The organism is Streptomyces sp. CB03234, assembly GCF_001905885.1.
In the GTDB taxonomy this organism is placed as follows: domain Bacteria; phylum Actinomycetota; class Actinomycetes; order Streptomycetales; family Streptomycetaceae; genus Streptomyces.
Genome location: NZ_LIYH01000008.1, coordinates 102,156 through 126,258, shown reverse-complemented (window position 1 = coordinate 126,258; position 24,103 = coordinate 102,156). Strand labels below are relative to the sequence as shown.

24 protein-coding genes and 2 pseudogenes are annotated in these 24,103 nt (G+C 72.6%); 16 read left to right on the top strand and 10 right to left on the bottom strand.

Annotated features, from left to right (window positions below; translation table 11 throughout):
- Positions 1-98: 98 nt before the first annotated feature.
- The 4 genes from AMK26_RS31420 (at position 99) to AMK26_RS31405 (ending at position 3,027) form a co-directional block, all read left to right on the top strand.
- Positions 99-353: an acyl-CoA carboxylase subunit epsilon gene (locus tag AMK26_RS31420; protein WP_073758874.1), complete on the top strand. Its 255-nt coding sequence runs from the start codon at positions 99-101 to the stop codon at positions 351-353.
- A gap of 21 nt (positions 354-374) precedes the next feature.
- A complete protein-coding gene (locus tag AMK26_RS31415) occupies positions 375-899 on the top strand; it encodes a metallophosphoesterase family protein (protein WP_073759339.1) in 525 nt (174 codons plus the stop codon).
- An 18-nt stretch (positions 900-917) separates the two neighbouring features.
- A complete protein-coding gene (locus AMK26_RS31410; RefSeq protein ID WP_073758873.1) occupies positions 918-2,087 on the top strand; it encodes a hypothetical protein in 1,170 nt (389 codons plus the stop codon).
- A gap of 127 nt (positions 2,088-2,214) precedes the next feature.
- Positions 2,215-3,027, top strand: coding sequence for an SAM-dependent methyltransferase (locus tag AMK26_RS31405; RefSeq protein ID WP_073758872.1), 813 nt, complete (start codon positions 2,215-2,217; stop codon positions 3,025-3,027).
- Between the two features lie 9 nt (positions 3,028-3,036).
- Here the strand turns inward: AMK26_RS31405 and AMK26_RS31400 are convergent, their stop codons facing one another.
- Both AMK26_RS31400 and AMK26_RS31395 read right to left on the bottom strand, forming a co-directional pair.
- Positions 3,037-3,939 carry a helix-turn-helix domain-containing protein gene (locus AMK26_RS31400; protein WP_073758871.1) on the bottom strand — a complete coding sequence of 301 codons (903 nt, stop codon included), beginning with the start codon at positions 3,937-3,939 and terminating at the stop codon, positions 3,037-3,039.
- Between the two features lie 85 nt (positions 3,940-4,024).
- Positions 4,025-4,240 (bottom strand): DUF397 domain-containing protein, encoded by a 216-nt coding sequence (locus AMK26_RS31395; RefSeq protein ID WP_073758870.1) that lies wholly within the window; start codon positions 4,238-4,240, stop codon positions 4,025-4,027.
- 212 nt (positions 4,241-4,452) lie between these two features.
- Between AMK26_RS31395 and AMK26_RS31390 the strand changes: the two genes are divergently transcribed.
- Together AMK26_RS31390 and AMK26_RS31385 are read left to right on the top strand one after the other, a co-directional pair.
- Complete coding sequence (locus tag AMK26_RS31390) at positions 4,453-4,911, top strand: ATP-binding protein (protein WP_241838154.1); 459 nt, start codon at positions 4,453-4,455, stop codon at positions 4,909-4,911.
- Between the two features lie 428 nt (positions 4,912-5,339).
- Positions 5,340-5,630: a hypothetical protein gene (locus AMK26_RS31385; protein WP_073758868.1), complete on the top strand. Its 291-nt coding sequence runs from the start codon at positions 5,340-5,342 to the stop codon at positions 5,628-5,630.
- Positions 5,631-5,651: 21 nt separating this feature from the next.
- Here AMK26_RS31385 and AMK26_RS31380 read toward each other — a convergent pair whose 3' ends face one another.
- On the bottom strand, positions 5,652-6,347 hold the full coding sequence (locus tag AMK26_RS31380; RefSeq protein ID WP_073758867.1) for a maleylpyruvate isomerase N-terminal domain-containing protein: 696 nt from the start codon (positions 6,345-6,347) through the stop codon (positions 5,652-5,654).
- Between the two features lie 95 nt (positions 6,348-6,442).
- On the opposite strand from AMK26_RS31380, the gene AMK26_RS31375 reads away from it, so the two are divergent.
- The 3 genes and pseudogenes from AMK26_RS31375 to AMK26_RS31365 all read left to right on the top strand — a co-directional run bounded on the left by AMK26_RS31375 (position 6,443) and on the right by AMK26_RS31365 (position 8,569).
- On the top strand, positions 6,443-6,934 hold the full coding sequence (locus tag AMK26_RS31375) for a hypothetical protein (protein WP_073758866.1): 492 nt from the start codon (positions 6,443-6,445) through the stop codon (positions 6,932-6,934).
- A 71-nt stretch (positions 6,935-7,005) separates the two neighbouring features.
- Positions 7,006-8,022 carry a DUF3048 domain-containing protein gene (locus AMK26_RS31370; RefSeq protein ID WP_073758865.1) on the top strand — a complete coding sequence of 339 codons (1,017 nt, stop codon included), beginning with the start codon at positions 7,006-7,008 and terminating at the stop codon, positions 8,020-8,022.
- Positions 8,023-8,087: 65 nt separating this feature from the next.
- Positions 8,088-8,569 (top strand): annotated as a pseudogene (locus AMK26_RS31365) (GNAT family N-acetyltransferase).
- A 118-nt stretch (positions 8,570-8,687) separates the two neighbouring features.
- On the opposite strand, the gene AMK26_RS38165 reads toward AMK26_RS31365, so the two are convergent.
- Complete coding sequence (locus tag AMK26_RS38165) at positions 8,688-9,092, bottom strand: helix-turn-helix domain-containing protein (protein WP_073758864.1); 405 nt, start codon at positions 9,090-9,092, stop codon at positions 8,688-8,690.
- A 317-nt stretch (positions 9,093-9,409) separates the two neighbouring features.
- On the opposite strand from AMK26_RS38165, the gene AMK26_RS31355 reads away from it, so the two are divergent.
- Entirely contained in the window at positions 9,410-10,891 is a 1,482-nt protein-coding gene (locus AMK26_RS31355; RefSeq protein ID WP_073759337.1) for an MFS transporter, read from the top strand.
- Between the two features lie 571 nt (positions 10,892-11,462).
- Positions 11,463-12,638: a MalY/PatB family protein gene (locus AMK26_RS31345; protein WP_073758862.1), complete on the top strand. Its 1,176-nt coding sequence runs from the start codon at positions 11,463-11,465 to the stop codon at positions 12,636-12,638.
- An 8-nt stretch (positions 12,639-12,646) separates the two neighbouring features.
- Here the strand turns inward: AMK26_RS31345 and AMK26_RS31340 are convergent, their stop codons facing one another.
- From AMK26_RS31340 to AMK26_RS31330, 3 genes are all read right to left on the bottom strand, one after another.
- Entirely contained in the window at positions 12,647-14,536 is a 1,890-nt protein-coding gene (locus tag AMK26_RS31340) for a transglycosylase domain-containing protein (protein WP_241838152.1), read from the bottom strand.
- An 85-nt stretch (positions 14,537-14,621) separates the two neighbouring features.
- Positions 14,622-14,888: a hypothetical protein gene (locus tag AMK26_RS31335; RefSeq protein WP_073758861.1), complete on the bottom strand. Its 267-nt coding sequence runs from the start codon at positions 14,886-14,888 to the stop codon at positions 14,622-14,624.
- A 117-nt stretch (positions 14,889-15,005) separates the two neighbouring features.
- Positions 15,006-17,231 carry a sialidase family protein gene (locus AMK26_RS31330; RefSeq protein WP_073758860.1) on the bottom strand — a complete coding sequence of 742 codons (2,226 nt, stop codon included), beginning with the start codon at positions 17,229-17,231 and terminating at the stop codon, positions 15,006-15,008.
- Positions 17,232-17,433: 202 nt separating this feature from the next.
- Here AMK26_RS31330 and AMK26_RS31325 point away from each other — a divergent pair.
- Positions 17,434-17,835 (top strand): annotated as a pseudogene (locus AMK26_RS31325) (NADPH-dependent F420 reductase); the annotation flags it as partial.
- Positions 17,836-17,884: 49 nt separating this feature from the next.
- Here the strand turns inward: AMK26_RS31325 and AMK26_RS31320 are convergent.
- Positions 17,885-18,565: a formylglycine-generating enzyme family protein gene (locus tag AMK26_RS31320; protein ID WP_073758859.1), complete on the bottom strand. Its 681-nt coding sequence runs from the start codon at positions 18,563-18,565 to the stop codon at positions 17,885-17,887.
- A 120-nt stretch (positions 18,566-18,685) separates the two neighbouring features.
- On the opposite strand from AMK26_RS31320, the gene AMK26_RS31315 reads away from it, so the two are divergent.
- On the top strand, positions 18,686-19,117 hold the full coding sequence (locus AMK26_RS31315; RefSeq protein WP_073758858.1) for a hypothetical protein: 432 nt from the start codon (positions 18,686-18,688) through the stop codon (positions 19,115-19,117).
- A gap of 290 nt (positions 19,118-19,407) precedes the next feature.
- Here the strand turns inward: AMK26_RS31315 and AMK26_RS31310 are convergent, their stop codons facing one another.
- Positions 19,408-19,872 carry an SRPBCC family protein gene (locus tag AMK26_RS31310; RefSeq protein WP_073758857.1) on the bottom strand — a complete coding sequence of 155 codons (465 nt, stop codon included), beginning with the start codon at positions 19,870-19,872 and terminating at the stop codon, positions 19,408-19,410.
- Between the two features lie 169 nt (positions 19,873-20,041).
- Complete coding sequence (locus tag AMK26_RS31305; protein WP_073758856.1) at positions 20,042-20,473, bottom strand: hypothetical protein; 432 nt, start codon at positions 20,471-20,473, stop codon at positions 20,042-20,044.
- 261 nt (positions 20,474-20,734) lie between these two features.
- Between AMK26_RS31305 and AMK26_RS31300 the strand changes: the two genes are divergently transcribed.
- The 3 genes from AMK26_RS31300 to AMK26_RS31290 all read left to right on the top strand — a co-directional run bounded on the left by AMK26_RS31300 (position 20,735) and on the right by AMK26_RS31290 (position 24,008).
- Complete coding sequence (locus AMK26_RS31300) at positions 20,735-21,886, top strand: sensor histidine kinase (RefSeq protein ID WP_073758855.1); 1,152 nt, start codon at positions 20,735-20,737, stop codon at positions 21,884-21,886.
- The gene (locus AMK26_RS31295) at positions 21,883-22,551 is read left to right on the top strand and encodes a response regulator transcription factor (protein ID WP_073758854.1); all 669 of its coding nucleotides are present in this window, start codon (positions 21,883-21,885) and stop codon (positions 22,549-22,551) included. The genes AMK26_RS31300 and AMK26_RS31295 overlap by 4 nt, the downstream gene beginning before the upstream one ends.
- 80 nt (positions 22,552-22,631) lie before the next feature.
- Positions 22,632-24,008, top strand: coding sequence for a S1 family peptidase (locus tag AMK26_RS31290; protein WP_073758853.1), 1,377 nt, complete (start codon positions 22,632-22,634; stop codon positions 24,006-24,008).
- Positions 24,009-24,103 lie beyond the last annotated feature (95 nt).

Genomic DNA, 24,103 nt, shown 5'->3' with positions numbered 1-24,103 from the left:
CCCGCACGGAGTACATGGCCCGGCGCGGTCGGCCGTTCCACCACCGCCGGAACACGGGCAGGTGTCCTCCCCCGTTCGCCCGAACGGGGGAGCAGTGGATGCCCCGGGAAGACGAGGCGGCCGACCATGAGGGAGTGCCCCTCCACTTCCGTATCGTTCACGGCCGCCCGACCGCCACCGAAGTCGCCGCCCTCACCACCGTACTGACCGCACTCGCGTGCCGGACCGCGTCGGCGGAGCGGCCCGGAGGCGGTACGGCACCACGCCGCGCGGACTGGGACCGCGGCTGGCTGGCCCACCCGCCCCCCGGATCGTGGCGCGCCCGCCTCGGCCTCCCGCCCCGGCACCATTGAGGGGTGAAGGCGACCCACGACCTGCGACTGCTCCTGACCTCCGACACCCACCTGCCCAAACGCGCCAGGCGACTGCCCGCCGAGCTGCTGGCGGGCATCGAGGCCGCCGACGTGGTGCTGCACGCCGGCGACTGGGTGGACGTAGCGACACTCGACCTGCTGGAGTCCCGCGCCACCCGGCTGCTGGGCGTCCACGGCAACAACGACGGCCCCGAGCTGCGCGCCCGGCTGCCCGAAGTGGCCCGCGCCGAACTGGGCGGCGTGCGGTTCGGGATCGTCCACGAGACGGGCCCCGCGCAAGGCCGCGAACGCCGGTGCGAAGAGCGGTTCCCCGACCTGGACGTCCTGGTGTTCGGGCACAGCCACATCCCCTGGGACAGCACGGCACCCGGCGGCCTCCGGCTGCTCAACCCCGGCTCGCCCACCGACCGCCGCCGCCAGCCGTACTGCACGTACATGACCGCGTTCGTCACCGGCGGCCGGCTCGCCGAGGTCCGCCTCCACCGCCTCCCTCCCCGCCACCCGGTGCCGCCCGCCCCCCACTAGAGCGGATACGGTTCTGGTGTGGTGATCGACACGGAGGACGCGGCCGGGACGGCGCTGCTGCTGGCGGCCGCCCCCGTCGGCAAGGGGCGGCTGATCGACGCGGTGGGCGTGCTTCCCGCGCTCGCCGCCGTACCCCCGGGCGCGCTGACCGGCACGGCGGCCGCGACACTGGTCGAGCTGGCGGACCCGCTCGACCCGCAGGCCGTGCTCACCCGGCTCCGCGCCGCCGTCGCCGCGCCTGGCCCGCTCTCGCTCTACATCGCCGGGCAGCTCCACCTCGACCACCGGCAGCGCCTCCCGCACCTGGCCCTGGCCCGTACGTCACCCGCCACCCTCCGCTACACCGCCCTGCCCTGGCACTGGATCGCCGGTGAGCTCAGGCTCCGCCGCCCCGGCACGACCACGGTCGTCCTCGACCTGGTCGCCGACGACCCGACCTGGCAGCAACTCGCCACGGACGGGGGCCTGCTCACGCTCTGCCACGGAGTACGCGTGTACGGCCGCGTCGTCCCCTCACCCGGGCGCCGTACGATCGCGAGCCCGGACTACCTCAAGGCGTGCGCCGCCATCTGGCGCAGCGGGGCGCGCCCCCCGCTCGCCGCCCTGCACGAACAGGCCGCCGCCCAGGCCGCCGCGCAGGCCCCCGCGCAGAGCGCTCCGCACGCCGCGCTGGTGTTCGCCGCCGGCTTCCCGCCCGCGCCCGTACCCTCCGCACGCCAGGAGAGCGCCACCGGCCGGCCCGCTCCCGGCACCGATCCGCTGCCGTCGATCCTCGCCGCCGCCGCGTCCGGCCGCCACGGTGAAGCGGCGGCCGCCGCCGCGGCCTGGGAGCAGCACGCCCACCGGACCTACGGTTCCGGCTCGCCCCAGGCCATCCACTGGCTGGAGGTACGCGCCGACCTCGCCCGCCTCGCCGGGGACCCGGCGGCCAGCTGCCGGCTGTGGATGGTGGCCGCCGAGGCCAGGCTGGCGCGGCAGCAGACCCGGGACGACCCCGAGGTGGAAGGCGCCGTCGACCGCGCCCACCACCAGTGGGAACAGCTCCGCGACCCGGACACCGCCCGCGCCCTCGCGCCGGCCCTGATCGCGCTGCGCCGACGGGTGCCCGGCCGGCAGCGCGGAGCGCTCCAGGTGCTGCAACGCCGGCTCGAACGCTGGCACGACACCGGCGAAGGTGTCATGCGCTGACACGATGGCCGAAAGACGTCCACTCGGCCCCGCTTCCACGGCCATTCCTCATACCGGCGCCCCCGCTCTCCCTAGCATGTGCCTCTCGTACGACCCACCTGACGGCACCCGAGCGGATGAGGACTGGATGGCACGCGAGTTGTGGAGCCCTGACGCCATCGACACGACCGTGCCCAGCGTGGCGCGCATGTACGACTACTTCCTGGGGGGCAGCGACAACTACGAGTCCGACCGCGCGGCGTGCGAGCTCCTGCTGAAGCAGGTGCCCAGTACGAAGGCGCTGGCGGTGAACAACCGGCACTTCCTGCGGCGCGTCGTACGCGTGCTCGCCGCGGAGTACGGAATCCGCCAATTCATCGACCACGGATCGGGCCTGCCCACCCAGGACAACGTCCACCAGGTCGCCCAGGCCGTCGACCCCGCCGCCGCCGTGGTGTACGTCGACAACGACCCCATCGTGCTGGCGCACGGCCGCGCCCTCCTGGACGAGAACGACCGGACGGCCGTCATCCAGGCCGACATGCGCGACACCGGGGGCATCTTCGACCACGAGGAGACCAGGAGGCTGATCGACTTCAGCCGGCCCGTCGCCGCCCTGTTCGTGTCGGTCCTGCACTGCATCCCGGACGAGGACGACCCGGGCGCGCTGGTCCGGAGGGTCGCCGAACGCCTTGTACCGGGCAGCTTCCTCGTCGTGTGCCAGCTCGTCAGCGACCGCCCCGAGATCCGCACCTTCGTGACCGACTTCATGGCGGAGGCCACCGACGGACACTGGGGCCGGGTGCGCGAGGAGCACGAGGTGGCCGCCTTCCTCGACGGTCTGGAGATCCTCGAACCGGGGCTGGTGGAAGTGTCGACATGGCGTCCCGACAACGACCTCGCACCCGTCCAGCAGACCGACGAATGGGTCGAGTGGGGTGGCGTCGCCCGGATCGGGTAGGCGTTTCGCTCAGTAGCGCTCGATGCGCTCGTGCAGCAGCGTGAGCGAGTCCGCCGGGGTGAGAGCACAGGCCCCCAGCCTGTCGAGCATGTCGCGGTACTGCTCGACGGTCTGGGGTTTCTGGCTGAAGGTGCTGTCCGTCAGGTGCTCGATGTAGACCGCGTCCCTGAGGTCACCGAGCGCGAAGCGCAGATACGTCACGCCCGTGCCCACACCCACGGACGCGGTCACGTCCAACGGCGCGATCTGCACGGTGACGCGGGATCGCCGCATCATCACGGCGAGGTGCTCCAGCTGTTCGCGCATCACCCGGTGTCCGCCGACCGTGCGCATCAGGACCGACTCGTCGAGCACCGCCCACAGCCGCGGCGCGTCCGGCTGGTCGAGCTGCCGCTGCCTCTCCTGCCGCAGGTCCACCCGGCGCCCGACGTCGTGGGGGAGGAGGCGGGCGGGCCCCGACTCGATCACCGCACGCGCGTAGGCGGGCGTCTGCAGTAGGCCCGGCACATAGAACGGCTCGTACGTGCGGATGATCGCGGCCGCTCCTTCCAGGGCGACCAGCGGCGTGAAGAAATCCGACAGGACGTCATGGAAGGAGCTCCACCAGTCCGGCCGACGGGACTGGGCGACCAACCGCTGGAACTCCGCCAACAGTTCGTCGTCCTCCACCCCGTACAGCCGCAACAGCGCCTCGGCGTCGGCCGGTTTGCACCCGTGGCGGCCCAGTTCCAGCCGGCTCGTCTTCGAGCGGGAGAAGCCGAGGCGGACATCGACGTCCGCGGGGTCGAGCCCGGCACTCACGCGCAGTTCGCGCAGCTTGCCGCCCAGGATCAGCTTCAGGGCGGTCGGGTTGTTCTCGACCGCCCCCAGGGGCCGGACGAACAACGACGGGCTCCGTTCCGTTGCAGCCATCGGGGCGCTCCTGCTCTGTGAGGACACGACAGTATCCAGCACGCGGCGAGGCGGGCCAGACAGTGAGTCGCTCCGGTGGCCCGATTCAGTCCAGTACGGAGTCGAAGTCGCCGTCCCGGGCTCCCGCGACGAAGGCCGCGATCTCCTCACGGGTGTAGATCAGCGCGGGCCCGAGCGGGTCCCGGGAGTTGCGGACGGCGATGCGGCCACCGGGGAGCGCGGCCAATTCGACGCAGTTTCCCGTGGCGTTGCTGTGACTGCTCTTGGTCCATGTCACCGAGCTCAGTGCTCCGGCCTGCATACCGTTGAAAAACTCCACACCCACCAACCCCTGCCGTTTCGTTCAGGTGTTCCCGCCATCCTTGAATGCAATCCCAGATGCAATTGCATTTTGGCGACGCGGCCGACGATACTCGTTCCAGATCGGCTGCCGCAGCGTCGAACACCGAAGCCTGCAGGGGGACATGCCCAGTGACGGCTCATATGTCGGCCTTATCGCGTACGGATGCCGCGTTGCCGCGTGACGAGAGTCTGGACGGCTTCGCCGCCTGCGGGCTCGGCGGGTGTCCACGGAGCGCGGGGCAGGCGCGGCGGTTCGTCAGGGCCACCCTGACCTCGTGGGCGCTGCCGTCGCTGGTGCCGGACATGACACTGGTCGTCAGTGAATTGGTGACCAACGCCGTCCAGCACGCACTTTCCCCGTCCTCTGCCCCGCCTTCCTCCCCGTCCTCTTCACCACCCCCGGAACATCCCGTGTGGCTGGGCCTCTTCCGGTACCCCGGCGTCGTGGTGTGCGCCGTCTCCGACCCGAGCCCCGAACCGCCACGGCCGCGCGACGCCGGCGACGCCGCGGGGAGCGGCCGGGGCCTCGCCCTCGTCGGCGCCCTGAGCGAGTCCTGGTCCTGGGACCGGGCGCCGGTACGGGGCAAGACGGTCTGGGCGACCCTCTCCCTGCCCGGCGACTCCGCCTGACCCCTTCACGCAGCCGGCCCGCACGGCGCCCGGCGCGCGTACGGGCCTGCCGGCTCACGTCAGTCCTGGACGGCGACGGACGCGTACTCGGCGATGACCTTCTCCAGGGATGTGCGACAGGGCGCTGTCGCCCTTGACCGCCGTGCAGTTCTCCGCGCACCGCTGGTTCTGCCTGTCGACTCCGCGGTCGCCCATGGCGGCGGCCGTCGGCGCGGACATGCCGGGGACGGCGGCGGCGACACCTGCCGTGGCCGGACCTTCTTGATCATGTTCGTCCTTCATCGTCGGGACACCCGGATCTCCGGGTTCCTTTGCGTAACAGGCCGCCCCCACCGCGTAGCGGCCCCGCAGATGAGCGAACCGTGAGTTCACCCTTTTGCCGCAGCCGGGCGGAATGACCGCGAGCGCGAGCGGTCACACATGGCTGCATGAACCATTCCGCAGCGGACGAGCGGGTCGTCGAACGGCTCGTACCGGCATGGCTGGAGGAGGCGGCGCGGCATGACGCGCGGGCTGCCGAGGAGGCACGGGAGGAGTGGCGGCGGCGCAGGCTGTCCGCCGACGCCGCCCGGGAGCTGGCCGACTGGGTGACGGCCCGGGTCACCGACACCGGCTTCAACGCGGACGAGGGACCCGCACCGGACGTGCCCGTACGCGTCAGCGTCGCCGACAAGACGGCCGTCCACCGCTGGCTCGCCGCGCAGGGGCACGACGTGTGACGGACGGCCCGGCCGGAGAGGTCATCCGAACAGGGGGAAGCGCGGCGCGTCCGGGCCGAGAACGGCGCGCTCGGCGGGAGTGAGGGCGGCCCGGCCGGTGGCCGCGCGGGCGTAGTGCGCGTCGTCCCACGGCACCGGGACGGGCCGCCCCAGCAGCCCGTCGAGCGTGCGCCGGACCTCGGCCAGCCCTTCCGGAGAAGGCCCCGGCAGGTCGGTGAGTGAGACGCCGAGGTCCAGATGATGGATGGTGGCCTCCACCGCGAGCGTACGCAGCAGATCGCCAGCGCGCAGGACATGCCCCTGGGTGGCCACGGGCTGCCGTGGATCGACGTGGTCGGCGGCGTGCAGCGCGGCCGCCACCGTCTCCAGGTACAGCTCGCGCAGTTGCCCGAAGTGCAGGAACATCCCGGCGACGGTCCGCGTGAACCGGCGGCCCTGTGCCGCCCGCTCCCTGCCCGCCGCGTCCTGCTGCCGCCAGTCCGCCCAGTAGGTGACGGCGTCCCGGTCGGGCTCGGCGCCGGTGGGCAGGTGCAGGGCGTTCAGGGCGCGCTGCGCATCGGTCAGGCAGTGGAACACCAGGTCGCGCGCGGCCCAGCCGGTGCATCCGGTCGGTGCCCACGACCGCTCGTCGTCGATTTCCCGGACGGCCGCCGCGAACGCTCCGTACGCCGCGCGCAGCACCTCGCCCGGGAGCGTCAGGTGGTCGGCATCGGTCATGGCCTCCAGTGTGCTGGCCCCCGCGTCGGTTTGGTGTGTACCTGACGCTAGAGTGCGGTGTTTCATCCATTGGCGTACGGAGGAGGGGGCGGCGCATGAGTGCGCAACTGCGGGAGGCCGCGAGCGAGTTGGCGGGAGTGCTGTGGCGGGAGCACACCGTCTACCGTGAGCGGTCCGGGGGCGTGGTCATCCGTGGCGAGCACGTCAAGCGCTGGATCAGCCTCGCCCCCGCCGGGGGCCGCGACGAGATACTCCTCCGGGCGGGCCGCATCCTCGACGGCGGAACCACCGCCCCGGCCCGCTCGGAAGCCGTGATGCCGCTGTCCGTCGGCACGGCGGAGCTCGCCGCCGCGTGCCGGCGCCTGCTCGCCGAGACCGCTGCCGAAGCCGCAGTCGCCGACGCCGCCGGCCCCGCGGCGACGCCGCGCGGCGCCGGGCGCAAGGCGGCGGCACGGCCCCGGCGGCAGAACAAGCCCGCCCGGTCCGGGGGGAAGGGGAGACACACGGGTGTCGGCTCCTGGGTCGTCCTGCTGTGCCTCGCCGGTGTGGTCGCGTACCACTTCTGGAGCATCGGGGCGACGCCCTGAAGTGACCCGGCTCCGGCTCTGTTCCGGCACTGCTTTTCGTGGTCCACTTGAGGCAGGCAGGAGCAGGACCGATGGGTGCCAGGCGCAAGTCGGTACTGGCCGGTGCAGCCGTCGCCGTGGTGGTGTCCGCGGCCATGACCGCCGGCCTTTACGCATGCTCGGGACCCGGTCCCGAGCCCCAGCCGCCGCCGAGCGCGACCACGCCACCCCCGCCCGTCCCGTCCAGCCCCACCCGGCAGGGCGTGTCGCCCTTCACAGGGCTCCGGGCCGAGCCCGCCCCGGTGCTCACCGTCAAGATCGACAACGTCCGCCCGGCGCGGCCCCACACCGGCCTCGGCGCGGCCGACATCGTCTACGTCGAGCAGGTCGAGGCCGGGCAGAGCCGGCTCCTCGCCGTCTACTCCTCGCAGCTGCCCCGCACGGTGGGGCCGGTACGCAGCGCCCGCGAATCCGACCTGGAACTGCTGCGGCAGTTCGGCCGCCCCGCCCTCGCCTACTCCGGAGAGCAGTCCGCGCTCCGCCCCCTGATCGATGCCGCCCCGCTGTTCGCCCTGACACCCAGCGACGTCCCCCGGGCGTACTTCCGCGGCCAGGACCGCCCGGCCCCGCACAACCTGTACGTCAGGCCCGAACGCGCCCTGGCCGCCGTCCCGAAGGCCGACAAGGCCAAGGACATCGGCTTCCGGTTCGGCGCGGCGCCCGCGGGCGGCAGGCAGGTGAACGAGCACACCGTGCGCTACCCGGCGGCACGCTTCACCTTCACCTGGTCGGACAGCGCCCGGCGATGGCTCGTGGCCATGGACGGGGCGCCCGCCCGCACCACGGACGGCGGGCAGGCGGCGGCCCGGACGGTCGTGGTGCAGAACGTCGACGTCCGGCCCTCGCGGTTCCGGGACCGGGGCGGAAACGTCACCCCGTACACCGAGACCGTGGGATCCGGCACCGCGCTCGTCCTCCGCGACGGCAGGAGCCACGACGCACGGTGGAACCGGCCGGCGGCCACCGGCGGCACCACCTTCACCACACCCGCCGGACAGCCCCTCACCTTCGCGACCGGACAGGTCTGGGTGGTCCTCATCGGCCGGTGACAGCCGTGGCACCCCTCAACCTGACCGGCGGTCGGCCCGCGCGGGGCGACTTGTAGGGTGCGGACATGTCATCCGCACGGCGCCTGAAGAAGGTCACCCCGGACAACGTCGACGCCGCCTGCCGGCTGCGCATACGCCCCGACCAGGAAGGACTCGTCGCACCGGTCGTCCGGTCACTCGCCGAGGCGTACGTACAGCCCGACATCGCCTGATCCTCGACGGTGCCGAACCGGTCGGCTTCGTCATGGGCTTCTTCGGCGTCCGGTTCGACCCCGACGACGCGGACGACCGCCTCCGCAACGGAATCTGGCGCCTCAACATCGCCGCCGGCCACCAGGGCATGGGGTACGGGCGCTTCGCGGTGGAGACCGTGTGCGAGGAGATCCGCCGGCGCGGCGGAACCCGTGCGACGGTGGCCTGGGTCCCGGGCGACCACGGCCCCGAACGCTTCCACCACCGGCTCGGCTTCCGCCGCACCGGAGAGCTCAGCGGCGACCAGGCCGTCGGCGAACTGGACCTCACGGGGACTCAGATCGCCGCGGCGTGACCGGGTGGCCGGACGAGCCCCGCCCAACCGGCCTACTTCGGCGAGGACTTCGGCCACTGGGCCGCCCAGGAGGACGGCGGCACCGCCGCGCACCGGTGCCAACGTCCACCCGGACGCGCTAGGCGGCGAGCCCCAGCCGGGCCTGCCGCGTACTCGGCCGCGACGCGCCGGCCACCCTCACCCGCCGGACGCCGGTCTCGCTCACGGCGGAACCGTCGCTCACCGGGGCGACGGCGCGCCGTCCGGCCGGCTGTGCCCGGCCCGTACGCGCGAGACGGGCGAGGTCCGCCTGGGCCAGCGCGAGGAGATCGGCCAGTCCGAGGCCGAGGGCGCGAGCGGCGGCCGCGAGGACCTCCGACGACGCCTCCTTGCGGCCGCGCTCCAGCTCGGAGAGATAGGGCATCGAGATCCGGGCCGCGCCGGCCACGTCCTTCAGCGTCCGTTCCTGCGCGAGGCGTTCGCGGCGCAGCACGTCACCGACGATGTGCCGCCAGAGCGGCTCTTTGGATACGTCGTTGTTCACCCCTTCAGCGTAAGGGTGTTGATCGCCCGGCGGCGCGCCCTTGCGACGAGGCACGGAACACCAGGGGAGAGCGTGTGGTGACGTACCGATCCGGAACCGGGCGGTCCGGCACGGAGTCGGCACGTCACGGCGGACGGTTCGCGTGATCGACTGGTCCGGCTCATCCTCCGGCCTTACGGTCGAATAGTGAACGAAACCGTCTACTGACGCTCCGGAACCGTCCGCTGACCCTCCGGTGAGGGATGCGCCTCATGACCAGACCGCAGCCGACCCCCGTACCGCAGAGCGCCACCCCGCAGCGGGGCGGCGGCAACGCGATGGCGCTGCTGGTCATCGCCTCGTGTCAGCTGATGGTGGTCCTCGACATCACCATCGTGAACATCGCCCTGCCGCACATCCAGAGCTCGCTGCACTTCTCGACCACGAACCTCTCCTGGGTGGTCAACGCCTACACGCTCACCTTCGGCGGCCTGCTGCTGCTCGGTGGCCGCGCGGGCGACATCCTCGGCCGCCGCCGGGTGTTCATCTTCGGTGTGCTGCTGTTCGTCCTCGCCTCGCTGCTCGGCGGACTTGCCCAGAACTCCGGACAACTCCTCGCCGCGCGTGCCCTCCAGGGCGTCGGCGGCGCCATCGCCTCCCCGACGTCCCTGGCCCTGATCAGCACGACGTTCAAGGAGGGGCCGGAGCGCAACCGGGCGTTCGGCGTGTTCGCCGCCGTCTCCGCCGGCGGCAGCGCCATCGGGCTGCTCGCGGGCGGCGTCCTCGTCGAATGGCTCGACTGGCGCTGGGTGCTGTTCGTCAACGTACCGATCGGGCTGCTCATCGCCCTCGCGACGCCGAAGTGGATCAAGGAGTCCGAACGCCACCCCGGGAACTTCGACGTCACCGGAGCGCTGACCTCCACCCTCGGCATGGTCCTGCTCGTCTACGGGTTCATCCGCGCGGCGCAGGACGGCTGGAGCGACCCGCTCACCGTGGCGTCCTTCGGCGTCGCCGTGGTGATCCTCGCGGTGTTCGTCTTCGTGGAGCGGCGCTCCAGGCAGCCGATCACGCCCCTGCACATGTTCGCCGACCGCAACCGTGCGGGCACGTACGCGATCATGCTCAGCCTCGCCGCCGCGATGTTCGGCATGTTCTTCTTCCTCACGCTCTTCGTGCAGAACGTGCTGGACTTCAGCCCGCTCAGAGCCGGCCTGGCGTTCCTCCCGGTCAGCGCCATCATCGCGGTCGGCGCCGGCCTCGCCTCCCAGCTCCTGCCCCGGTACGGACCGAAGCCCTTCATGGTGACCGGAGGGCTGCTCGCGGCGGCGGGCCTGGCCTGGCTGACCCTGACCGATGTGCACTCCACCTACCTCGGCAGTGTGCTGGGACCGATGCTCGTCTTCGGCCTCGGCATGGGGATGGAGTTCGTCTCGCTGACCCTGATGGCGCTGTCCGACGTCCCCGTCCAGGAGACGGGCGCGGCATCCGGCCTCCTCAACGCCACCCAGCAGGTGGGCGGTTCGCTCGGCCTGTCCATCCTGGTCACGATGTTCGGTACGGCGAGCGCCAACGAGGCGAAGAAGCAGGTGCCCGCCTTCCTCTCGCAGGCCAGCCCGGCGGAACGGCTGCGGTTCCAGCGCACCGGAGAGCTGCCGCCACCGTGGGCCGATCACGTCCTGACGTCCGGAGTCTCCGCCGCCTTCGTCGTCGCGGCGATCTTCACCGCCGTCGCGGCACTCGTCGCCCTGCTGGTCATCCAGGTGCGCCCCTCCGACATCGAGCGCCTCAAGGGAGGGATGGGACCGGGCGGGGCGTGACTCACCTCCCGTACATGCCGTGGCACAGCGCTGTGATGGCCGGGTCCGTGACTCCCTGGGACGCACGGCACACGTCGTCCATGCCGTACGTCGGCCGTGGCGGCACCGGGACGTGCGGGGCCGGCCGCTCCGGTCGTGGCCGCGGCCGCTGAGGCCTGTCCGCCGGGGCGGGAGCCCTCCGCGGGGGCGGCTCCGGCACGGCCCACGCGCGCGCCGGCCGCTCAGCCGTACGGCGGTCGTGCCGCACCGGCACGCGGGACGGCCCGGACAGCGGGCCGATGGTGGCGAGTTCCTCACGCGGCGGGGGCTCGGGCGGCCGGCGCCAGTGGACGGGAGGGGGCACGGGATCGCCCGCCGGCGCCCATTGCTTCGGCTGGGGCGGCGCGGCGGCCGTGCGCGGCACGGACACACATCCCGTGGCCCCGAGGAGGACGGCGAGAGCGAGGGGTACGATCCGGCGCATCCCCCCACCTTCCCGCAGACCACCGCCGCCCCGGCGCCGTTCGGGGGCCGGACCACCGGCACGAGTGACCCGGGCGGATCCGCCGCCCGACGCCTAGAATCGCCGGGCATGGAGCAGATACCGCACGGCTCGCCCGACGACCCGAACCCGCTCCGGCACCTCTCCCTGGAGCAACTGCGCCGCCGTACCAGCGTGAAGTGGCGTACGTACCCCGACGACGTGCTGCCCCTGTGGGTGGCGGAGATGGACGTCCCGCTCGCCGGGCCGGTGGCACGGGCGCTCACCGACGCGATCGCCATCGGGGACACCGGCTACCCGGCCGGGACGGGCTACGCCGAGGCGCTGGCGTCGTTCGCGAGCGAGCGGTGGGGCTGGGACACACTCGCGGTGGACCGTACCCGGCTCGTGCCCGACGTGATGCTGGGCATCGTCGAAGTACTGAAGCTGATCACCGGCCCCGGTGACGCGGTCGTGGTCAACTGCCCCGTCTACAACCCCTTCTACCTGTTCGTGGAGCACATGCCGCGCCAGGTCGTGGAGGCACCGCTCGACGCGCGGGGGCGGATCGACCTGATGGTCCTGGAAGACGCGTTCCGGCAGGCCGTCGCCGGCGGGCGCCGCGCGGCGTACCTGCTGTGCAGCCCGCACAACCCCACCGGCACCGTGCACACCGCCGGCGAACTGGCGGCCGTGGCGGCGCTCGCCGACCGCCATGGCGTACGCGTCGTCGCCGACGAGATCCACGCCCCCGTCGTGTCCCGCGCGGCGCGGTTCGTGCCGTACCTGAGCGTGCCGGGAGCCGAGACCGGCTTCTCGCTGATGTCCGCGTCCAAGGGCTGGAACCTGGCCGGCCTCAAGGCCGCCCTCGCGGTGGCGGGACCGGCCGCCGCCGGCGACCTGGCGCGGATGCCGCCCGAGGTCGGCCACGGGCCCAGCCACCTCGGCGTCATCGCCCACACCGCCGCGCTCCGGGACGGCGGCGACTGGCTCGACGCCGTACTGGACGGGCTGGACGACAATCGGCGCCTCCTCGTCGACCTCCTGGCCAAGCACCTGCCCGGCGTACGCCACATCCCCGGTGACGGTACGTACCTGGCGTGGCTGGACTGCCGGGCGCTCGGCCTGGGCGACGACCCGGCCGCCGTCTTCCTCGACCGCGCCCGTGTCGCGCTCCACCCCGGCCCGCCCTGCGGAACCGGCGGCGCCGGCCACGCCCGCCTCAACCTCGCCACCTCCCCCGAGGTGATCACCGAAGCGGTACGCCGCATGGCCGGCGCGCTGTGAGGCCGCCGCTACCCGGCCTCGCGTGACGCCGGGGAACCGGTCATGTAGGACGACCAGACCCGCAGCGGCAGGAAGTCGGCCCGGTCGGTCTCGCTTCCGCCCACACCGTTCATGGGCAGCAGCCCGTCCGTACCGGGCCTGCTGCGGAAGACCGTGACGGCGGTGGACAGTCGCCCGGTGTAGCCGACGAACCAGGACGCGGGGACCCGGTCCTCGTCACCGGTGCGCCCCGCGGCGACGGGGGAGAGGGTACGGATGGCGTCCGGGGCCATGGCGTCGACGGCCACGTCCCGCAGCGCGTCCGAGACCTCACGCGCCACCTCCGCGTCCAGCGCCCGCCGGGCTGCCGGCCGCTCCAGCCCCTCCAGCGGCGTGCCCAGGTGGCTCACCGCGGTGACGGAGTACGGGTCGGCCTGCCGCCCGCCGGCGGCGAACGTCGCGTACGCGCCCGCCATCCGGATCGCGCTGGGGGTCGACGTACCGGTGGGGAAGGACGGCTCCAGGGGCGCCATGCTCAGCGGCAACAGGCCGGAGCCGACCGCGAGGTCCCGCACCTTCTCCAGCCCGACCGCCTCGCCCAGCCGGCGGTAGACCCCGCTGTCGCCACGGACCAGCGCCCGGCGCAGCGCGAGCGGCGCGTCGTCGACGGAACCGGCCCCCTGCTGGAGGGCCGTCGCCAGGACGAACGGGGTGAAGGCCGAGCCCACCGGCACACCGGCCGTGTCGGCGTTGTTGGCGAAGTGCTCGGTGGCGTCCGAGCCTCCGTACAGCGCCAGCACCGCCCCGTCGCCCGGGCGGACCGACGCGGCGCCGACCTCCACCTCCCGGTCGGCGATCCGGCGCGCCGGGTCGAGCGACGTCTGCCGGACCTGCTCCACGGTCGTGCGCAACCGCTCCACCTCCCGCTTGTCGAAGGTGGTACGGATCCGGTAACCGCCGCGCCCCAGCTGCTCGGTCGTCAGCCCGGTGCGGTTCTTGATGTCCTTGTTGGCCACGTCCACCAGATAGCCGGTCTGGCCGGAGAGGTTGGTGGAGACCGACGCCGGCCGGGGCTCGGGGAAGACGGTGTACTTGGCCCGCTCCGCCTTCGACAGGTACCCGAGCTCCACCTGCCGGTCCAGGACGTAGCCCCACCGCTGCACGGCCCGGCGGTGGTGGGCCGCGCTCAGCGAGGGGTCGTACAGCTCACCGCCCTTGAGCAGCGCGGCCAGCAGGGCGCTGCGCGGGGGATCGAGGTCCTTGGCGTCCATGCCGTAGTACGCCACCGCCGCGGCCTGCACACCGTAGGCGTTCCGGCCGAACCAGCTGGTGTTGAGGTACCCCTGGAGGATCTCCTGCTTGGACAGCGATCTCGACAGCTTGACCGCCAGGCACAGCTCGCGCAGCTTGCGGTCCAGGGTCTGTTCCGGTGTCAGGTACGTGTTCTTCACGTACTGCTGCGTGATGGTGGAACCGCCCTGCACCTCCTGGCCGCGCGCCATGTTCACCACGGCCCTGGCCAGCCCGCGCACCGAGAAGCCGGGGTCGCTGTAGAAGGTGGCGTTCTCGGTGGCGATCACGGCGTTCTGCAGTGACGGCGGGATGTCGGACAGGGGCACGTTCTGCCGGTTGACCGGCCCGACACTCACCATCTGGGTGCCGTCCGCCCAGTAGTACACATTGGCCTCGGCGCGCGCGGAGGCGTTCACGTCCGTGATCTGCACCGTGGAGTAGACATGGCCCACCAGCGTGGCCAGTGCGCCCAAGGAGAGCAGCGCGACGCCGAGCAACTGCCGCCACGACGGGACCCACCGGAGGGCTCCCCGCCGCCCCCGGCGTGGATAGTCGATGCGGAACCGGCGGCCTTCTCCCGGCAGCCCGCGCGGAACCCACGCCTTGCGCCCCCCTCGACCCAGCACGGCTGATCGCCCCCCTTTCTGTACGGGTGACCTTGCTGTCCCCTACTACGGGACATGACGGTCACCCGTTCAGGTGGGGGAGGACTCAGCCACCGACGGGCAGGCCCGCCGGCAGGCCACCCGCGGGCAGGCCGCCGAGCAGGCTGCCACCGACCGGAAGCGGCGAGGCCTGGTGCCCGGGTGAGTCGGGCGACGTGCTGAGCGGCCCCGTGCTGTTGAGGTCGGTCACGACGGGCGCACCGACGGATGCGGGCGGCTGCTCCCCGGCCACGGCGGGGGTGGCGACCGCGACGCTCGCGCCGGCGATGGAGGCGCATACGGCGACCAGACGGACGCGGGGATGACGAGGCATGAGGTGCTCCTGGTGTGTGAGGGGAGGAAGTGCCGCATGCACGGCTGGAATGTGCAACGAATCCACCCCCGCCGACGACACGGTCCACCCCTCCACGGCCCCGGGACACCGGCCGGCTCAGGGGACGGTCAGTTCGTAGAACCCCCTGCCGAAGGTGGCCGCGACCAGGCGGTGATGGCCGGCGTCGTACTCGATGTCGTCGACCGGGACCGCGGGCATGCCCCGGCCGAGGCGCGACCAGTGGCGCCCGCCCGACGCGGAGGCCGCGGAGGCGAAGACGCCCTGGTCGGTGCCCACGGACAGCATGCTGCCCCGCCCGATGACCAGGTCGTTGACGGGTGCGTCGGGAAGGTTGCCGGACAGGTCCCTCCACCGCTTGCCGCCGTCCGTGCTGCCGTACACATGGGCGATCCGGGAGCCGGCACGGTACCCGGAGTGGGTGGTGTAGACGCGGTCGGGGTCGGCCGGGTCGACGACGACACGGGTCACCCAGGGGCGGCCCTCGGCGAGCTTCGTCCACGTCCCGCCCAGGTCCCTGGTGACCCAGACACGGCCGTCGTCGGTGCCGGCGTACACGGTCCGGCCGTCGCCCGCCGGGGCGATGGAGGTGATCGTCCCGTAGTTGGTGTAGACCGGGTCCGGACCGGGGCCGCCGGAGAGGTCGGGACTGATGGCCTGCCAGGTCACGCCGCCGTCCGTGGACCGGTTGAGCACCTCGGAGCCGTAGTACAGGATCTTCGGGTCCCGGGGATCGAAGACGACGGGCGTGAACCAGTTGCGCCGCTTGAAGGCCGTCTTGTCGGCGAAGTAGGTGAGGGTGTCGCCGCCGTCCGTGGACCGGAAGCAGTTGCCGTACTGGTAGCAGGCGAACACCTTGTTCACGTCGGTCGGGTCGATGAGGTTCTCCTCGCCGTCCCCGCCGAGGTACTCGTTGAAACCGTCCCCGCCCCAGGAGCGCAGGGAGCCGTTGTCCTGGGACCCGCCGGAGATCCGTGAGGGGTCCTGCGGGCTGATGGCGGCGCTGTAGAGCTGGGTGTACGGCTCGTGGCGGGCCTTGACCCAGCCGCCGTCCCCGTTCGCGTCCGACCGGTAGACGCCACCGTCGTTGCCCAGGTAGACGCGGCCCGGCCGGCGCGGGTCCCAGACCATCGCGTGCTGGTCGACGTGGATCGTCGCATCGTCGTACGTCCAGGTGGCGCCGGCGTCCTTCGAGGTCATCAGCGGTACCCCGGCGACGTGCACATGCCTGGCGTCCTCCGGGTCGGTCCACACCTTCCCGAACCACCAGCCGAAGCTCGACTGCGACCCGGTGAGCTTCTCGTCCGCCGGTGTCCGGCTCCAGGTGCCGCCCCCGTCGGTGGAGGTGTAGAAGCCCTCGAAGGGGCCGCTGGTCTTGTTGACGATGGCGTAGAGCCGTTCCCCGGCGACGGCCAGCCCGATCCGCCCCACGTCCGGCCCCCGCGCGGGCAGGCCGCCGCCGAGCCGCTCCCAGGTCCTCCCGCCGTCGGCGCTGCGGAACACACCGGAGCCGACGCCGCCGTACGTCCGCAGGGCCGGCGTACGGCGGTGGTCCCACAGCACCGCGTACAGCTCCTCGCCCTGGACGAACACCTCGGTGGCGCCGGTGAATTCGTTCTCCCCGGCGAGAATCCGCCGCCAGGTCTCCCCGCCGTCGTCCGAGCGGTACACGCCGCGGTCGCCACCGCCGTTGTACAGCGAGCCGGCCGCGGCCACGTAGATCCGCCGGGGATCGGCCGGGTCCACCGTGATGGCGCTGATCGCACCGGAGTCGCGCAGCCCGATGGGCCGCCAGTTCGCTCCGCCGTCGGTGCTGCGGTAGAGGCCGGTGCCTTCGTACGTGATGCTGCCGCCGCCCGGGTTGGGCTCGCCGGTCCCGGCGTACAGCGTGCCGTCGGGGGCGGTGGCGATCGCGCCCATGGCCTGGGTCCAGCCGTCCGGCCACGCGGACGTGAAGGTCTGCCCGGCGTCCGTGCTGCGCCATACGCCGCCACTGGCCGCCGCGGCGTACACGGTGTCGGCGCGCGTGGGGTCGAGCGCGAGGGAGACGATCCGTCCGCCGATGTTGGTGGGCCCGACGGACTTCCAGCGCCCGCCCACCGTGGGCAGCCGGCGTGCCTGCGCGGCGGCGGTCTCGTGGGCGTGGCGCGGAATCGACTGTCCCGGCAGCGTCTTCTGCAGGTACCGGTACTCGGCCGGCGCGGCAGGCCCCCGGACCGGCCGGTACACATCGGGCGGTCCCGGTGGCGCGGCCCCTGCGGGCGCCGTGAGCAGGCCCAGGCCCAGGAGCGGTGCGAGGACCAGCGGAAGCAGACGTCTGCGCATGGACACCCTCTCGTCGTCATGGCCATCTCAAGCCGTGCCGACGTTACGAGAGGGACCAGGGCAACAGAAGGGCGCACACCGGACTTTGTGGCGGCCGCGTCCGGCGGGCGCAAGGAGCGACCGCAGAACTACGTCTTTGGTGCCGGTCCGCCCGGGTCCGCGGTCGGATTCGCCGAGCCGGTACGGAAGTTGGCGTCACACCATGCGTATAGGACTACTTGGCACCGGAAACGTCGCACGAGCACTGGCCCAGGGCTGGAGTGCCACGGGACACGATGTGCTCCTCGGTTCGCGCCGGCCCGAGGACCGGACGGACCTCGGTCTCCCCGTGGCGGGACTGAGCGAGACGGCCACCCACGCGGGGGTGCTGGTCAACGCCACACCCGGGGCCGTCTCCGTGGAACTGCTGCACTCCATCGGGGCACCCGCACTGGCCGGCGCCCTCCTGATCGATGTGGGGGTCGGCCTCTCCGACGACTTCACCGAACTCTCGCACCCCAACAGCGGCCTGGGCGAACAGATCCAGGAAGCCTTCCCGCTGACCCCCGTCGTCAAGACGCTGTGCACCATGGACTCCACCGTGATGATCGCCCCGGACGCTCTCGAGGTGGTCCCCCTCCCGGCTGGCCGGTGAGACTCGGGCGGCGCGAGCCTCACAGGGACCGCGCCACCCGGAAGCCGACGTCGTCGATCCGCAGGGTCGGGTGGCTGCGGCGCCGCACCGAGGCGCGGCAGCTCCACCGCTCGTCGAACCACCCGCCGCCCCGCAGCACCCGGTAGGTGCCGTAGACCTCGGGGTCGTAGAGGTCCCAGCACCACTCCCACACATTGCCCAACGTGTCGTACAGACCCCAGGCGTTGGGCTGCCTGTCGCCCACGTCGTGGCTCCGCTCGTCCGAGTTGCCGCGATGCCAGGCGATCTCGTCGAGCTCCCCGTACCTCGCGCCGGTCGTACCGGCCCGGCAGGCGTGCTCCCACTCGGCCTCGGTGGGGAGCCGGTAGCCGGTGCAGGACGCGTCCCACTCGACGTCGTCGGTATCCGTACGGAGGTGATACGCGGGCGCCAGTCCTTCCCGCTCGGACAGGGCGTTGCAGAACCGGACCGCGTCCCACCAGGACACGTCCTCGACCGGCCGGCGGTCACCGTGCGAGGCGTGCGAGGCGTCGCCGGGCCGCCGGCCGGTGACGCGTGCGTACGCCGCCCGGGTGACCGGCGATCCCCCGATCCGGTAGGGCGCGAGTGCGACCGGCCAGCTCCGCCGGGTTCGCCGGTCCGACAGCCTGACCCGCCCCGCCGGGATGGTGACCATCTCGTAGTCCCCGCTCACATTCATGATCAGATGATCCCACCGCGACCACGGGTGCTGTCCGCCGTCCGGAGCTCATTGACCTGATCTTGAGCACCGCCTTAGGGTGATTGCCACCCCTCACATCGATCGCTCGTTGGGCGCCTCATGGTCCTCGCATCGCCTGCCCGCCGCCGCGCCGCTGTTTTCGCCGGCTCCGCCCTCCTGACCACGGGACTCGCGTTCACGCTGTCGGCGTGCGCGGACGGCGCCCCGCCCGCGGGCGGGCAGGGCGCCGTCTCCTCGACCTCCTTGACGCTCACCGGCGCCTCGCTCGCCGACGCCCTGGAGGCGCAGGCCACGGCCGTCGAGCGCCGACCCGGGCCGAAGGTGTGCACCACGGACCCGGCCGACCGGGCGGCCTGCCACAACCCGGGCGGGACGATTGACCCCCACGGGGGAGACCTGGACGGCGACGGCGTCTTCGAGCCGCACGAGCCCGTCGGCCCCGGCTACAAGGACCCGCGCGCGTACGACGGCGGGAGGACGTCCGGTGAGACGCAGTGCGAGTGGCTGCGCTCGCAGGGCAAGGCCTGCTGAGTCCGGCCGGGACGGCAAGTCGGCCGTTGGCGTGGCCCTGGGGCGGGGCCGAGCGGCATCACAGGGAGCCGCGCACGCCTGGCGCGTAACCCTCCGGCGCCGGAGGTGGGGGTGGGACACGGATGGCCACTCCAGTCCCGAGCTGGATGCCGGGGACCTTCTCACCCACCCCCCCCATGGCCGCGAGTCCCTCACGATCTCCGTCCGGCCCACCGCCACGCGCCGTACCCGGTGCCACTGACAGCGCCGGCCATGACCCGTGGCGGTACGGGCGGCACCGGCGGCACCGCTCAGCTCTCGCCCGGCCTGATGCGGCCGCGCCAGCCGCCGGATTCGCCGCCCTGACGCTCGATGAAGTCCTTGAACCGCCGCATGTCACCCTTCACGCGCTGGTCGATCGTGCCGGTGAGGTCGGCCGCCTTCTCCGCGACGCCGCTCGTCTCGACGTCCATCACCAGCTCCACGCGCGTGTGCGTGTCGTCCAGGCGCTGGAAGCTGACCACACCCTTCTGCTGGGTGTCACCGCTGATGGTCCTCCACGCGATCCGCTCGTCCGGCAGCTGGTCGACGATCTCGGTGTCGAACTCGCGCCGCACCCCACCGATCTTGGTCTTCCAGTGGTTGTGGCGGTCGTCGACCTGGATGACCTCTTCGACGCCCTCCATGAAGTTCGGGAATTCCTCGAACATGGTCCACTGGTTGTAGGCGGTGTGGACGGGGACCTCGACCTCGACAGCTTCCTTTACCGTGCTCATCAGCGTCTCTCCTCGTTCCCGGTCTGCGGCGCGGCAGGGATCCGCCGCGCACGTCGGCCGGTGATGCGGGTACCCGCTCACGTGGATCCATGCCCGCCCGTTCCACGTGACGGTGCCCCGCCCTCCTCCCCCCTGGAGGGCGGGGCACCGTCATACCCCCGCCGGTGGATCAGCCCCGGACGTTCTTGAGCAGCACCTTCACGTCGTGGCCCTTGTGCCAGCCCGTGTCCACGAGCGGGCTGTGGTGGCTCTCGGTGCCCCAGACGTAGTACTTGTGCCACGACTGATGCCACTGGCCGTTCAGGTTCGAGCCGGTGGCCGTGTAGACCTGGGCGACCTTGCCGTCGCGCTTGTTGTCCCAGATGTAGAGCTGGGCCTTGGTCTGCGTGTTCAGGCCGCTGTACCGGTCGCACTCGCGGTACTTGACCCCGGCGGCGTTGTCGTCGACCTGGATGGTCCGCCACGCCGTGCAGGCCGCGGCCACACCCACCTCCGACGGGGAGGCCGCCGCCGTCGGCGCCAGGGTGGCGGTGGCCGCCGCGGCGAGCGCCACCGCGCCCAGTGCCATGCGCTTGCGTACGTTCATCTTGCGTACGTCCATCTCGTGCCGTTCCTTTCCGACGACCACGGGCCCGGTCCCCCGGTCGGGTCCCCCGAAAGACCCGCGGTCCCGGCGGTCGCGGTGGTCGGCCGCGCGCCGTGGTGCTGGTCCAAGAACCTACGGGCGGTCCGCCCGCCGCGTCGTCCCCCGCCGGGTTGACCTGCCCGCCCACCCCCGGCGGTAGGTCCGCGGTTCCTGCAACTCCCGCGGTACGGCGAGCGGTTGACGTAGCACCCTCTCCACCCGGGTTACGCTGCGGCGATGCGGATCCGCCCCCTTGCCGCCGACGTACTGATCGCGGCGGCGACGACCACCGTGGCCGTGCTGCTCGGACAGGAGGCCACGAGCCAGGGGTGGCCCGCGCTCGACCTCGCCGGCCACCTGCTGGTGGGGCTGGTCAGCCTGCCGGTCGCGGTCCGCGGCAGGGCGCCCGTCGCCGTCTGCCTCTTCGTCCTGGCGATGTGGACCGTGTACGTCACCGCCGGCTACTGGCCCGTGGTGAACTCCTTCGCCCCCATGCTGGCCCTCTACACGGTCGCCTCGCTGCGCCCCCTGCGCACAGCGGCCGGCTGTGCGGCCCTGATGAGCGCCGTGTGGATCTACGCGGGCCTCGTCAGCGACCGCGCCCACATGCCGTCCGTCGTCGGTCAGGCCCTTGGTTTCTCCCTCGTCCTGGTCCGCTTCGGACATCTCGCCCGCCGCTCCGCCGAGCTGGCCCGCCGGCTGCGCGACGAACAGGAGGAGCGGGCCCGCCGCGAGGTGGCCGAGGAACGCGGCCGGATCGCACGTGAGCTCCACGACGTGGTCGCCCACCACATGTCGGTGATATCCGTGCAGGCGGGGCTGGCCCGCTTCGTCTTCGACTCCGACCCCGGCACGGCCCGCACCGCCCTGGGGACCATCGCGGGCACCAGCGCGGAGGCCCTGGAGGAACTGCGGCGCGTGCTGCAGGTGCTGCGCGCCGACGGGGACGGCGGCCCGGCCGCGCCCATGCCGGGCCTCGCCCGCCTGGAGGAGATGGCCGGACGCGTACGGGCCGGGGGAGTGCCGGTCGAGCTGCGCGTCGACGGTACGCCGCGCCCGCTGCCGCCCGGGGTGGACCTGTGCGCGTACCGGGTCGTCCAGGAGGCCCTGACGAACGTACTGAAACACGCGCCGGGCGCCCGTGCGCTGGTGGAGGTCCACTACCGGCAGCACCATGTGGCGGTTTCGGTCACGGACGACGGTGAGGGGGTGATTCAGGACAGAGTGCGCACGGGGAGTGGACATGGCTTGATCGGGATGCGGGAGCGGGCCAAGCTGTACGGGGGGACGATCAGCATCGGCCCGCGGAGCGAGGGGGGATTCGCCGTCCGGCTGACCCTGCCGACCTCCACCCGGACCGCACGGCAGGGAGACGGCACGACGGAATGACCAGGGTGCTCGTCGTCGACGACCAGTTCCTCATCCGGGCCGGACTGGTGGGGCTGTTGCGTGCCGCGCCGGGGATCGAGGTCGTGGGCGAGGCCAGTGACGGCGAGGAGGCCGTCGCGCTGGTGGCCGGGACCCGGCCCGACGTGGTCCTCATGGACATCAGGATGCCCGGCATGGGCGGCATCGCGGCCACGGAGAAGATCCTCGCCGAGGCGCCGGACCCGGCCCCCAAGGTCCTGGTGCTGACCACCTTCGACCTCGACGAGTACGTGTACGGGGCGCTGCGCGCCGGCGCCTCCGGCTTCCTGCTCAAGGACTCGGGACCCGAGCGGCTGCTCGCCGCGGTCGCGGCGGTCGGCGGCGGTGACGCGCTCTTCGCGCCCAGCGTCACCCGGCGGCTGGTGGAGGCGTTCGCGCGGCAGGCCGGCAGCGAGCCTGCCCAACCGCCCCCGGACCTCGGCATGTTGACCGGCCGGGAGACCGAGGTACTGCGGCTGACCGCGCGCGGCCTGAGCAACCAGGAGATCGCCGGTGAGCTCTTCATCAGCGAGGCGACCGTCAAGACCCACCTGAACCGCGCCATGAACAAGCTGGACCTGGACAGCCGCGCGCAGGCCGTCGTGGTGGCGTACGAGACGGGCCTGGTGACACCCGGCGGCGGCTGAGCCGATGAACCGAACGGTGCGACGGCACGTATGGAGGGTCGACCTTCTCTTTCGCACCGGTACGGCATTGGGGGCCATGGATGAAGCACGGGCGGCGCACCCTCCGGCGGGCCATCAGACTGGCGGCCGTCGGCGGGCTGCTCTGCGGCGGGCTGATGGTGTCGCAGGCGGTGGCGGGGGAGACGCCGACGTCGGACGGCCGTACGGCCGTCGACGGTGTCACCCCGTCCGCCGATCCGGCGGCGGATCTCGTCGCGCGGCTGGGTACGTCGCGTACCGCCGGTAGCTGGATCGGGGCGGACGGCCGCCCGGTCGTCGCGGTGACCGACGACGCCACGGCCGCCGAAGTGCGGCGCGCGGGAGCGCGGGCCGAGGTGAAGCGGCACAGCATGGAGGACCTCAGCTCGGCGACCGAGACCCTGCGGCGGGCTCCCAGGGTGCCCGGCACCGCCTGGGTGGTGGACTACGCCGCCAACGAGGTGAAGGTGTACGCGGACCGTACCGTCTCCGCCGCCGACTGGTCGCGCATGTCCGACGTCGCCCACCGGGCGGGAGACTTCGTCCATATGCGGCGGACCGAGGGCGAGTTCACCACCAGGGTCAATGGCGCGGTCCCCATCTTCAACGGAACCGGCCGCTGCTCCGTGGGCTTCAACGTCACCGACGGCCGGGACAACTTCATCCTGACGGCCGGGCATTGCGGCCCCGAGGGCACCCGCTGGTTCAGCGGCAGCCAGGGTCTCGACGGGCAGATCGGCACCACCGTCGCCCGCAGCTTCCCCGGCAAGGACTTCTCCCTCGTCCGGTACGACGACCGCGACGCCTTCGACGGGACCAACGCCGTGGACATCGGCGAGGGCCGGAGCGTGCCCGTCATCGGCGCGGCCGACCCCGTCGTCGGCCAGCAGGTCTTCCGCAGCGGCAGCACCACGGGACTCCGGTCGGGACGGGTGACCGCGTTGAACGCCACGGTGAACTACCGCGAGGGCACGGTGACCGGGCTGATCGCGACCACGGTCTGCGCCGAGCCCGGGGACAGCGGTGGCCCGCTCCTCGCGGAAGGCCTCGCGCTGGGAGTGACCTCGGGCGGCAACGGCGACTGCACGGAGGGAGGCATGACGTTCTTCCAGCCGGTGACCTCGGCGCTGACCGCCCTGGGCGTACGGGTCATCGACGGGCGCCTCGCCGCCGACCGGAGCACCGTCGCCGCCCCGACCACGCCGCCCTCGGCACCTCCGTCCCCCGCCGCCGCCGCGCCGCCCGCCCAGGCCGTCGCCCCACCGGGCGGCGGCACGGGGCAGCGGACGGTCACCGGGATCGTGAGTGCGCGCGAGCTCGTCCCGGGCCTCGGGGTCATCGGCGTGAGCCTGCTCGGGCTGCTCGCCGTCCGGTGGCTCCTCGCCGAGCGCGCCGACCGCGACCACCTCCGCGCGCACTACTCCCAGAACTGGGGTTGACGCTGGATGGATTATCTCTTTCGTGTCGAATAATCCGGTTATCGTCCCACGTGCTTAAGGTGAGCCCGCTGAAGCCACCCCCCTACGCTTGGGAG

Coding starts and splice junctions, on each gene's coding strand:
- AMK26_RS31335 (WP_073758861.1), bottom strand. CDS start 14,888: ATGCCTCGTCATCCCCGCGTCCGTCTGGTCGCCGTATGCGCCTCCATC.
- AMK26_RS31370 (WP_073758865.1), top strand. CDS start 7,006: ATGGGTGCCAGGCGCAAGTCGGTACTGGCCGGTGCAGCCGTCGCCGTG.
- AMK26_RS31405 (WP_073758872.1), top strand. CDS start 2,215: ATGGCACGCGAGTTGTGGAGCCCTGACGCCATCGACACGACCGTGCCC.
- AMK26_RS31315 (WP_073758858.1), top strand. CDS start 18,686: ATGGTCCTCGCATCGCCTGCCCGCCGCCGCGCCGCTGTTTTCGCCGGC.
- AMK26_RS31345 (WP_073758862.1), top strand. CDS start 11,463: ATGGAGCAGATACCGCACGGCTCGCCCGACGACCCGAACCCGCTCCGG.
- AMK26_RS31420 (WP_073758874.1), top strand. CDS start 99: ATGCCCCGGGAAGACGAGGCGGCCGACCATGAGGGAGTGCCCCTCCAC.
- AMK26_RS31310 (WP_073758857.1), bottom strand. CDS start 19,872: ATGAGCACGGTAAAGGAAGCTGTCGAGGTCGAGGTCCCCGTCCACACC.
- AMK26_RS31305 (WP_073758856.1), bottom strand. CDS start 20,473: ATGGACGTACGCAAGATGAACGTACGCAAGCGCATGGCACTGGGCGCG.
- AMK26_RS31400 (WP_073758871.1), bottom strand. CDS start 3,939: ATGGCTGCAACGGAACGGAGCCCGTCGTTGTTCGTCCGGCCCCTGGGG.
- AMK26_RS31330 (WP_073758860.1), bottom strand. CDS start 17,231: ATGCGCAGACGTCTGCTTCCGCTGGTCCTCGCACCGCTCCTGGGCCTG.
- AMK26_RS31300 (WP_073758855.1), top strand. CDS start 20,735: ATGCGGATCCGCCCCCTTGCCGCCGACGTACTGATCGCGGCGGCGACG.
- AMK26_RS31290 (WP_073758853.1), top strand. CDS start 22,632: ATGAAGCACGGGCGGCGCACCCTCCGGCGGGCCATCAGACTGGCGGCC.
- AMK26_RS31320 (WP_073758859.1), bottom strand. CDS start 18,565: ATGAATGTGAGCGGGGACTACGAGATGGTCACCATCCCGGCGGGGCGG.
- AMK26_RS31380 (WP_073758867.1), bottom strand. CDS start 6,347: ATGACCGATGCCGACCACCTGACGCTCCCGGGCGAGGTGCTGCGCGCG.
- AMK26_RS31395 (WP_073758870.1), bottom strand. CDS start 4,240: ATGCAGGCCGGAGCACTGAGCTCGGTGACATGGACCAAGAGCAGTCAC.
- AMK26_RS31385 (WP_073758868.1), top strand. CDS start 5,340: ATGAACCATTCCGCAGCGGACGAGCGGGTCGTCGAACGGCTCGTACCG.
- AMK26_RS31375 (WP_073758866.1), top strand. CDS start 6,443: ATGAGTGCGCAACTGCGGGAGGCCGCGAGCGAGTTGGCGGGAGTGCTG.
- AMK26_RS31295 (WP_073758854.1), top strand. CDS start 21,883: ATGACCAGGGTGCTCGTCGTCGACGACCAGTTCCTCATCCGGGCCGGA.
- AMK26_RS31355 (WP_073759337.1), top strand. CDS start 9,410: ATGGCGCTGCTGGTCATCGCCTCGTGTCAGCTGATGGTGGTCCTCGAC.